The following is a 10,770-nucleotide window of genomic DNA, read 5'->3' as shown; positions in this document are numbered from 1 at the left end:
TTTACGACTTGTGGCACAAGGTATGGACCACCAACGGAACGTTCAAGGCCGACGAGAACGGTGTCGTGAAGTTCCGCGGTTACCCCGGCAAGTACAAGGTGACTGTCGACGGCAAGTCCGAAATGGTTGAGCTGAAGTAGACTGAAAATTTCCGCATAAAAAGAAAACACCCCGCGATACAATCGCGGGGTTTTCTAATGGTTTGCTCGACAAGTCGAGCGACGCTCGGCTTTTAGTAATTTTCAGCAGTGACTTCGAAGAAGGACTGCGGGTGGGCGCACACCGGGCATGCGGCCGGGGCCTTGGTGCCCACGACGATGTGGCCGCAGTTGCGGCATTCCCACACCTTGACTTCGCTCTTTTCGAATACGGCGGCAGTCTCCACGTTCTTGAGGAGTGCGCGGTAGCGTTCTTCGTGGCGCTTCTCGATAGCGGCGACCATGCGGAACTTGTTGGCGAGTGCCTTGAAGCCTTCGGCCTCGGCGGTCTTCGCGAATTCTTCGTACATGTCGGTCCATTCGTAGTTTTCGCCATCGGCGGCAGCCTTCAGGTTCTGGGCGGTGTCACCGATGCCTTCGAGTTCCTTGAACCAGAGCTTTGCGTGTTCCTTTTCGTTGTCGGCGGTCTTCAGGAACAGTTCGGCGATCTGCTCGTAGCCTTCCTTCTTGGCGCAGCTAGCAAAGTAGGTGTACTTGTTGCGAGCCTGGGATTCGCCTGCGAAAGCGGCCTGGAGGTTCTTTTCGGTCTGGGTTCCGGCGTACTTGTTTGCCATAATTTCCTCTTCTTTGGGTTGCGGGTTCTAGGTAAACCCTTGTTTGTGTCTAATGAAGAATATAGGTTTTTCTTTGTTGGCGGAGTAGCGGAATCAGAAATAAAAGGAAAATTTTTAACTTTTATAATAATAGTAAAAATACTATTTGTCTGTCACGGGAACATCAGCCGCAGTCCCATGGCGGAATTTGTCATGAAGAAGATGGTGTCGGAGCTCCCGGCGCCGCATGCTGAATGCCCACGGTATCGACTGTATCGGAAAGACTGCCCGCCAGATGACCTCCCGCGATTACGAATATTACGACTATGTCGTGCTCATGGACTGGACGGGCTCGCCGCGCGACGTGGCTGACCTCTGGTACACCGGTGACTTCGACGCCACCTGGCGCGACGTGAACGAAGGCTGTTCTGCGCTATTGAAGCATATTATTTAGCGTTCTCTACGCAGCGGATATACCCCGTAATCCAGGATTTTCCGCGCCCACCCATGTCGTAACCGGCCATCCAGTGATAGAAATTGATGCCGATGGCCCTGTCGTATCCTTCGATGGCGTCTGCGGTCCAGAATGCCGCATTTTGCCCTTCCTTATCCGAGAATCCGTTCCAGCCATAAAGAGCTCCGGTTGAAACGATGGAAAAACCGAAAAGATCTTTGCCTAAAGGTGCTCCCGGATCGTATTCCCAAGTCTCGGTCGATTTGAGCATTGTCCCGACACTGTCAGTGTAGGCTTTCCCGTTTTCGTATGCATAGTTAAATAGCGTTTCCCACTCATTCCATGCTGGAATGTGCCAGCCTTCGGGGCAAATGCCCTGGTGGTTGATGTCGCCCGGATAAGCGGAAACATCGTATTGATAAGCCGGAGAAATATTCATGGCCGCAGTCCACGAATACATGTAGCCTGCTTTTTGGCAATAGCTTTCATTGGGGTAGTAGCACTCAATATTGTCTTTAAGGTTGTTTAATGTTACTTCGTCTGCATTGGTTCCATTGAATTTCAAGTTTTCTGCCATCCAGTTCTGTGTGCCGATGGTGACGGTCTTGTAGGTATTTCCGTCGCGGTCATCTTTCAATGTTCCGTAGGTGACATTGGGATTGAACCATGAATCCGGTTCTATGTCAGCCAATAGCTGTACTGCATTCGGCGAAGTCTCGCTGGAGCTGGATAGTGCTTCGCTGGAACTGGAGTCATCGCCTTCTGACGAGCTAGAATAACTTTTTCCCGCCGAACTGGAAGTCTCCATTTCTCCGAACAAGTGCCAATGTCCGTTTTCGCAGACAAAGTCATAGTCAAAGTATCTGGAGCGTGAGTTGCTGTTGGCGCGGATTTCGCCTTCGCGCTTTGCGGTGCAGCGTCCAAGCCCGAAGACATCGTTCCAGAAGTATTCCACGACGGGTGCGAAATCGGGAATTAAGTTTGCAATGTTCCATTCTTCCATGTTCCTGCGAATTTGGACAGTGTCGGCGTCAAAGGAATTGTCTGCCGCGTCGGTAATTGCCGTGGAGTCGTTCCATTGGCCATCTTTCTGCAGGTCCATGGCCAGGTTTGCAAGCGCTAGGCTGAATTCGCCCTCGGAGCGCCCCGCATGCATGACAACCGATATGGCAAGCAAGGCTGCATCTGCGTCGCCGCTTCCGAAAATGTTCAGGTCTTCGAAATGGTTGCCGTCGTATTCCACGCCGAATGCGGCGAAGATTTCCTTGTCGGCTTCGACTTTCGCTTCGCTGATGGAAATTTCGCTTTCTTGCGCAAGCCAGACGGCGCGTTCGTATTCCAGGTGCGTGAGCAGGTTGATGTTCACGTTGTCGCGTTCCGAAAGGTCAGAGATGGCGTTCAGGGTGATCTGACTCGTGGAGACCTTGCCCGTGATTTCGTTGCGGTAGAAACCGTCGGCTCGTAGCAGGGCGTATTGCGAGGCGAGCTCGATATTGTTGATGGAGAAGCTTCCCTTGTCGTCGGAAATCTTTCCGAAGAAGCTCTTGCCGGTCTGTGCGAGTGTATTGAAGTTCAGTTCGTAGAGGGTGACAACGGAGCCGTTGGTGAACGGACCCTTCTGTGACACGCCTGCTACGGTCTTGTCGGTAATGGCGATGGAGTTCTCCGCTTCCGAGGTGCCTCCCGCATTCTTGTCGTCGGAGGAGCAGGCTGTAAAGAATAGCGTAAGGTTGATGAGGAGGGTTGCGAAGAGAGTCCAGAGTTTCATTTTAAGTTCTTCTTTTGGAAGGCTTGCGAATGTTTGCCTTCCGTAATTCGGATGGAATTTTCTTGGAAAGCGGGAAAAGTTGCAGGTTGATTTCGTATACTCGTTCCGTTTGCGGGTCGTGTGCGGCTATAGCCATGATCTTTTTGCGGAAGTTGGAAATTTCTTCTACGATGGTCTCGTAGGCATCTTGGGTGAGCCCAAGCGTGATGGTAGAAAAGTTGCGTTCCAAGACGGGAATGTCGTCCAGGGACTTTAGGGCGAGTTCTCCCATTTGGCGGTGCAGGTTGCGGACCGTGAGTACAGATGTGGCGAGCTTGCCCGTAGAAATGGATTTCTTGCCCTGTACGAACTGCCCCTTGGTGGTGGACTTTCTCAGGAACTGCTTCTGCGTCAGGAATTTCAGGGATTCCTTGACCGCTTCGGGCGATACCGCCCATTGACAGAGCTCGGCGAGCTTTTCGGGGCTAGCGTCTGTGAGCGATGCCGCCATTTCGCGGATGACGGAGTGAAGCCATGTGGAGTAGTATTGGAACATTTCCCTCTCGAGAACGCCCACGCGGTTGAGCGCGAGAATCTCGTTCATTTTCTCGAGGGACTTCTGCTTCTGTTCGGCCGTTTTGGCATGAGCGTATTCCACCATCAGAGCGAAATAATCGACCTGGTCCCCTTCTAGTCCCATGGCCTTGGCAACGGCGATTCTTGCTCCCTTTGAAAGGCCGTTCTTTCCGTCGCATACGAGCTTGAGGAATACAGGCGAGCCAAATCCGGCCGCCTTGGCGAAGTCCCGCCACGAAAAACCGGTGAACTTTTTCTGTTCACTGTAGTAGTCCGATATGTACCGGCGGTAATCCTTGTATTCGTAGATGGACTTCACGATATCATAAAATAAAATTTAAATGACGAAAAAGACGCAGAAACGCAAAAATGATACGAAAAACATGTCTTTTCGTACTGCCTACACGCTTGGCGACCAATGGCGTGTGAAAATTGCATGATACACTTTTGGGTGGTGGTGAGTTTTCTCAGAAGCCAGTGTTTATGCGGTGTCCGTGAATTGTATTGTGTTTCTGTATTGTTTTGTGAAGTGCAGAAAGTCGTATCATTTTCGGGTGAATGTGAAATGTTGGGGAAATTTGGGGGTAGATTATGTAAAAAATGGAATTCAATTGATGCTATTTGATGTTCACGTTCATATGGGTCAGTATTTTGACGACTATCTATTGTTTACATCTTTTCAAAATATCTTGTTACATATACGGTCCGTGTGTAATAAGATTTGATTAACCAAGGACCATGAGGTATTAATTATGATATCAACAGCTCTACAAAAAGGTAATCTCGTTTATGTATATAATGAAAAAAATTCACAAACTGCCTGCATTACGGGGCAGCTTTTGGGATTTACTTCGACGACTGTAACTGTAAAAAGAGGCAATCTAGCTTATACCTTTGATGAAAAAGGTTCGCAGAGATCCTGCAGGAGTCTTTAGCAAACTTGTGTTCTGTATAATAGGATGCCGTGGTATGGTAGTGCTTCGGCATCCGTTTTACAGAGAGAAAGGGATTTATATATGCTCTGCGATTCTTTAGCATTTTCTTCTTGTCTTTCGATTTGTCGGGATTATCCGTCTTTTGTCGTTTCTTGCATTGCTGCTTTTGGAACGCTTTTGGCCTCAATTATAGCTCTTGTTGGAAGGGATGAGATTGCGCGATTCTTTGTCCGCTCAAAAATGAATATCAAGATACAAGAATTAAATGTTCATCGCGTCACAAGTCAAAATGTAAGTGTCAGGTATTTCTATCTGTATTTGGATAATAAGACATCAAGAATAGAGCGAAATGTGCGTGTCTATTTGAGAGGTGTGTCTAGGGGCACTTTTGATAATTTTAATGTCTATCCGATTCCTTTGCAGATTGTGTGGTCGCCTGCGGAACAAATTTCTCCGATAATTGATGTTAATCAAGGACAGACGCTTGATTTTATGCGACTCGAACCCGATGCTACTGGAAAATCAAAATTTTTGTTAAGGCCTCTTTTTTATGTGACGCCCAATGATTTTGAGGATAATTTGAGACCTGGAGAACATTTGCGTTTCAAGCTAGAGATTGTTGCTGATTATTATAGAAAAGAACAAGTCTTTGATGTTGAATTCCGTTCTATTCCAAGCCATACGCTGATCGCTGATGTTGGTAGTGATGTTGTGATCAAAAAAGTTTAACAAAAACCAAAAGGAACACTCTATGTCTTTTTTCGACAAGTTCTTCAAGAAGCACCCCAAGGATAGGGCAGAACTTGAGTACCTGATTAAGGAAACCATTGAAAAGAAATCGGCAAGTTGTGACCTGAATTTCATTGATGTTTCTCTGATTACAGATATGAGTCGCCTGTTTGAAGAAAGTGATTTCAATGGTGACATCAGCCAGTGGGATGTGTCCAATGTGACCACAATGGAGAAGATGTTCCGTAAATCGAAATTCACGGGTGACATTAGCCAATGGAACGTGTCTAAGGTCACGAATATGGAAGGCTGTTTTTCTCAGTCTAAATTTAACGGCGATATAAGCAATTGGAATGTTGCCAACGTGACCAACATGCGCAGCATGTTTTATCGTTCTGCATTTAATGGGGATATTTCCCGTTGGAATGTTGGTCAAGTGAAAAATATGAGAACTCTTTTTGCGGGTTCTGGATTTACGGGAGACCTGTCGGAGTGGGATGTGTCCAATGTAACCAATATGGACTTCATGTTTGACGAGGGCGCTGTTTTTAACGGCGATATTAGCAAATGGAACGTTTCTAATGTGACGACAATGTACAGCATGTTTTGTAAGTCGTCGTTCAATGGTGTGATTGGCGATTGGAATGTGTCTAAAGTGACGAATATGGGGCACATGTTTGATGGATCTAAATTCAACGGTGATATCAGTAATTGGGATGTGTCAAATGTGACAAATATGGAAGAAATGTTCCATAATTCAAAATTCAACAGCGATATCGGCAAGTGGAATGTTTCCAATGTGACGAATATGGAAAAAATGTTTTATAACCAGACTTACAAATGTGATCTATCGAATTGGGATATGTCGCATGTGCGCCATATGAAAGATATGTTTGGGGATGTTTTTGGTTCAGATGAAAGTAATATAGGTGATTTCTCTAAATGGAATACTCAGAATGCTGACGATATAAGCTGTTTATTCCGAATGGAGGGCTATTCAAAAGAAGAAATGGCTGCAATAAAAATGAGGATGTTTCGTAAGATAATAAATGCTTGTCCGAGGGACTGCGATGAACTGAAGAAGATTGTGAGAGATGCTGAATGCTTTGGAATAAATGATTTGAATTTTCTCGATGTTTCAAAGATTACGGATATGAGCTACTTATTTCAAAAAAGCGAATTCAATGGCGATATCAGTCAATGGGATGTTTCGAATGTAATAGATATGCATTGCATGTTCAATGAATCAAAATTTAATGGCGACATCAGCAAGTGGGATGTGTCTAAGGTGACGGGTATGGGGAGGATGTTCAGTGGGTCAAAATTCAACGGAGACATTAGTCAGTGGGATGTTTCAAATGTTACAAATATGTATGGCATGTTTATGGGATCATTATTTAATGGTGATATCAGCAAGTGGGATGTGTCTAAGGTAGAGGATATGGGGTACATGTTTGGTTATTCAAAATTCAATGGCGACATCAGTCAATGGGATGTGGCAAAAGTGACGGGTATGAATAACATGTTCCAACAATCACTATTTAATGGTGATATATCTAATTGGAATGTGTCAAATGTTTTCATGATGGCGGGTATGTTCGAAGAATCGGAATTCAATGGCGACACCAGCAAGTGGGAAGTGTCTAAAGTGACGAATATGGATAGCATGTTTGAAAATTCGAAATTTAATGGCGATATCAGTAAGTGGGATGTATCCCATGTGAAGAACATGAAAAATATGTTCCATAATTCAAAATTTAGCGGAGATATTTCCAAGTGGAATGTATCCAACGTTACCGATATGGAAGGTATGTTTGAAGGATCGAATTTCAATGGCGATATCAGCAGTTGGGATGTGTCCAAGGTAGAGAATATGACCGCTATGTTCAAGGACTCCAAGTTCCATGGGGATATTTCTGAATGGACTCTTGCACCGAAATCTAGCGGAATATTTACCAATTCTGGATTTAGCGAAGAAGAAATCAATGCGCTACTATGCAAACCGTTTACGGACCCCCGTGATGGACAAACTTATAAAGTATGTCGGATTGGTGATCAGATTTGGATGGCGGAGAACTTGCGGTATCGTCCGCCCAAAGGAGGCTCAAGCGCGTATGGCATGGATGCCTCCAATGTCGCTAAATATGGGCGATTGTATCGCTATAATGATGCTAAAGACGCTTGCCCGCCAGGTTGGCATTTGCCGACTGAGAAAGAGTATGAAGAATTAATAAACTATATTGGCGAACATTATGATATAGCTGATGCCTTGCGAGAAAAGGATTGGGCTGATGGCATGGATGCCTTTGGTTTTTCTGCTGTTCCTTCGGGAAGTTATTCTTATGATAGTATTTACTATAATCGTGGGGAAGAGCGTAATCTGGATTTCAACGGTAGAGGTTGTTGTGCGGATTTTTGGGTGTCTAAGGACAATGATAGACTGCAGGTTTGGCAAATCACCCCTGATATAACCTATCTTATAAATAATGTTATGTATGTTAATGATAAACCGACATATCGACATGTGTTTATCGAATGTTCCATTCGTTGCATAAAAGATTGATATTGATTTTTTACAAAAAAACTTAACAAGGAGTTAAAAATGACACAAGCAGATCTTGATAAACAAATCGCCGCTGTAGACGCGAAATTGAAAAAATTGAATAAGTCATTTGCTGCTATAGAAGCTATGGTTTCTAAGGGTGTAAAGGTTTCCAAGGAACCTGGTGATAAAATTGGATTCACTGAAAATTATGGAGAAACTAAATCTTTTGATATTGAGTCAAAAGACTATAACCAAATATCACCTAAAGATATTGAAAAATTTATTCATTATTTCCCAACAGATGACCAAAAGAATTTGAGAAAGAAACGATTGAAACACAAAAGGCTTGTGGTTGAAATAAGGTTATTGAAACTGAAGTCCGACTTTATTTAACATACCAAAGAAATTCCTCGATCTTTATAAGCGAATACTTCTGCATAGGAGAACCTATTATGTCTGTAGAATCGGAAATCAAACAGCTTGAACAGATGCTTAGGGAGCAAGGCGGTAAAATGAACGCCTTGCAAATAGTAGACATTAAGGAGAAGATCCAAGCGCTTAAATCCGGAAAATGTCGTGTTCTCGCCGAGGAGGGCAATAATGAATAGCCTCTCACCTATAGAAAAGGTTTGTCCGCAGGTCAAATCACCTTTGTGCGGAAAAATCTCCCGAATAACAGTTAAAGTTGGTGATACTGTTTCTCCCGATCAAGAAGTGGCAATTGTGGAGGCATTGATGATGGACAACTCCATATTGAGTCCGTGTGGAGGAATTGTAAAGGAAATTCTCGTTAATGAATCAGATGATGTTTCCAATGAACAGGTCATTATGATTCTTGAAAATGCAAACGAATAATGGCTGATTTTTAGCGTACTTTGAACCTCAAGGAGGCCTTATTATGGCAACTACGAAGAAAACAGTAGCCAAGGTGGCTAAGCATTTCTGTGCGGCATCGCACTTGAACCGTGTTGTAGTCGAGGAAGCCAAGGCGAAAAAGAACTTGTAATCAAGAAACATACTGTTGTATAACAGTCCGTACAACAGCAACAAATTGTCACAATGAGGTAAAAATGGTTAGAGCAATTCACAACTGGGTTTCAGAGCACATCCATGCTCCTTCTAATTTGGATAAAGTGATTCTTTTTCTTCCGTTGGCCGTGGTTTGGCTATTCACTTTACCGATTGTCGGGCTGATGCTTTCTATTGCACTTTGTGTTTTGTTGGTTGCGTCTTTTATTGCGAATTCAGCCTATGATACGGGAGCTATCATACCATGTGTACTTTTCAGTCTTATCGCTGTTCTTCATATTGTTGACATTGTAAAGAGCGGATTAAGTGATGTATTTAATGCTTTGAATGAAGAAATCAATGATTTTATAGACTCTCTTGATGAAATAATTATGGGTTCAAGGCATAACTTAATTACTTGGATCTTGAGAATTTTTATAGCCATTCCTTTGCTAAAACCCCTTAAACTTCGTTGCAAAGGCGGTGTTGCATGGTGGATTGGTACATTATGGCTTTCTTTTTATGTCGGCTGCTTAATATTTGTCATCTTGGTGTTGCGTTTTAAATTGGCCGGACCGTATCCTGACATTTGCGGCTACGTTATTGCATGGGGCATATCAACTACCCTGTTCCTTTTGCCACGAATTATTTCAATGTTGATGAATAGTGGTGATGGGAAAAAATCCATTGGGAAAGTGATTATTGTGTCCTGTGTTCTTGTGGTTGACATTGGCGCCATACTACTCGCATATCAATTTAGCATGGGAAGTTGGGTTGATGGTATTTTCAAGCCTAAACCTTTTGATTACTCTGATGTTTCTAAAGATGAATTGGCTTATTTACAATCTGTAAGTAAAGATGTAAACGAACAACTGGAAAAATGGAGAAACGGCTCCTCTGTTGAAAATTGGGAGAATAACGACAGCAGTGTCTCCATTAATGCCCGTTCTTTAGCTAGCGAGGAAAATGAATCTGACGATGTAGAAAAAACAATAGAAGTGTTACTAAAAAAAGAATTGGGAGGTTGTCCAGAAAACTCGTTTTATGAGGAGAAGATCATTAAGTCAAAACAAAATGGTATAATGAGTGTAGAGAGTGAGTTTAGGAATCTTAGGTACAGCTCTTTTACGGCATCAAACGATAATTATCTCAATTGTTGGGAATTCTTATCTTTAGGCGAAGCCGCAGATGCTAAAATGTATTCTACGCCAAGAACAGAAACCCTTTACCTTTCGGGAGTGCAATGGGGCGCCCCGGCAACATTCAATCCTCTTGCTGAAAGCTGGTTGGTTTCTTGGCCAGTGAGCGGACACTTCAACTTGATGTACGAGCCACTTGTCACATTCAATACCTTGAATGGTCAAACTGAAGATCTTCTTGGCCATCTTGTTGAGGAAATTTCCAGTAACGACAGCATCGTTGTCGACCTAAATACCGCAGCCAAGTGGAGCGACGGCAAGCAGGTGAATTCCAATGATGTGAAATTCGTTTTTTTGAAAGGCTCTATCAACACATCCGAACAGATAGCAGCGATTCACATAGATACACTTGCCACAAAACCGGTCATCCAGGAACGCATTTCTTTCATCATTGCAAAGGACAAGCGCAATAATCCACTAGTAGTGCGAGACTTATTGCAGTCAATCCGTATTGTTCCGGCCCATGTCTTTGAACCTCTTATCAAGAAAAATGGCATAAGCAAAGTCAAGAAGATGTTGATGGATGTAAACCCCGTAGTTTCGGGTCCTTACAATCTCAAGGATTATTCCTCTGAGTATATCGCTCTTGAACGTCGTGATGACTATTGGGGTAACGCAGCTATCCATAACGGACAACTCCCTGCTCCCAAATATATCGTTCATCCGATTTACAATAGTAATAGTGCGGCGAATGTAGCCTTACGCGAAAGCAATCTTGATGCATCACAGAATTTCGTTCCGCGTATTTGGTATAAAAAGGCTTTTGGGGTACACACCTGGTGGAACGAACCGCCTTACTTCCGTCCGGGCGCAATGCCCATGCTCG

9 protein-coding genes and 1 pseudogene are annotated in these 10,770 nt (G+C 43.9%); 7 read left to right on the top strand and 3 right to left on the bottom strand.

What is annotated here, in order from left to right; all coding sequences use genetic code 11:
* Positions 1–232: 232 nt before the first annotated feature.
* The gene (gene rbr / locus Q0628_RS13865) at positions 233–772 is read right to left on the bottom strand and encodes a rubrerythrin (RefSeq protein ID WP_298771962.1); all 540 of its coding nucleotides are present in this window, start codon (positions 770–772) and stop codon (positions 233–235) included.
* A gap of 129 nt (positions 773–901) precedes the next feature.
* Here rbr and Q0628_RS13860 point away from each other — a divergent pair.
* Positions 902–1,205 (top strand): annotated as a pseudogene (locus tag Q0628_RS13860) (hypothetical protein).
* Here the strand turns inward: Q0628_RS13860 and Q0628_RS13855 are convergent.
* Both Q0628_RS13855 and Q0628_RS13850 read right to left on the bottom strand, forming a co-directional pair.
* Positions 1,198–2,973: an FISUMP domain-containing protein gene (locus Q0628_RS13855; RefSeq protein ID WP_298771958.1), complete on the bottom strand. Its 1,776-nt coding sequence runs from the start codon at positions 2,971–2,973 to the stop codon at positions 1,198–1,200. The pseudogene Q0628_RS13860 and the gene Q0628_RS13855 overlap by 8 nt on opposite strands.
* Before the next feature lies 1 nt (position 2,974).
* Positions 2,975–3,847: a TIGR02147 family protein gene (locus Q0628_RS13850; RefSeq protein WP_298771956.1), complete on the bottom strand. Its 873-nt coding sequence runs from the start codon at positions 3,845–3,847 to the stop codon at positions 2,975–2,977.
* A 697-nt stretch (positions 3,848–4,544) separates the two neighbouring features.
* Here Q0628_RS13850 and Q0628_RS13845 point away from each other — a divergent pair.
* The 6 genes from Q0628_RS13845 to Q0628_RS13820 all read left to right on the top strand — a co-directional run.
* Complete coding sequence (locus tag Q0628_RS13845) at positions 4,545–5,192, top strand: hypothetical protein (RefSeq protein ID WP_298771954.1); 648 nt, start codon at positions 4,545–4,547, stop codon at positions 5,190–5,192.
* A 22-nt stretch (positions 5,193–5,214) separates the two neighbouring features.
* Positions 5,215–7,755, top strand: coding sequence for a BspA family leucine-rich repeat surface protein (locus Q0628_RS13840; protein ID WP_298771952.1), 2,541 nt, complete (start codon positions 5,215–5,217; stop codon positions 7,753–7,755).
* Positions 7,756–7,794: 39 nt separating this feature from the next.
* Entirely contained in the window at positions 7,795–8,130 is a 336-nt protein-coding gene (locus Q0628_RS13835; protein ID WP_298771950.1) for a hypothetical protein, read from the top strand.
* Positions 8,131–8,189: 59 nt separating this feature from the next.
* Positions 8,190–8,345, top strand: coding sequence for a hypothetical protein (locus Q0628_RS13830; protein WP_298771949.1), 156 nt, complete (start codon positions 8,190–8,192; stop codon positions 8,343–8,345).
* A complete protein-coding gene (locus Q0628_RS13825) occupies positions 8,338–8,592 on the top strand; it encodes a biotin/lipoyl-containing protein (protein WP_298771947.1) in 255 nt (84 codons plus the stop codon). The genes Q0628_RS13830 and Q0628_RS13825 overlap by 8 nt, the downstream gene beginning before the upstream one ends.
* 215 nt (positions 8,593–8,807) lie before the next feature.
* Positions 8,808–10,770 (top strand): ABC transporter substrate-binding protein (locus tag Q0628_RS13820; RefSeq protein ID WP_298771945.1); only part of this gene is annotated, 1,963 nt, incomplete at its 3' end.

This window comes from uncultured Fibrobacter sp. (genome assembly GCF_937877005.1).
In the GTDB taxonomy this organism is placed as follows: Bacteria; Fibrobacterota; Fibrobacteria; order Fibrobacterales; family Fibrobacteraceae; genus Fibrobacter.
The sequence above is the reverse complement of the archived record's forward strand: the minus strand, read 5'-3'. Positions and strand labels throughout refer to the sequence as shown.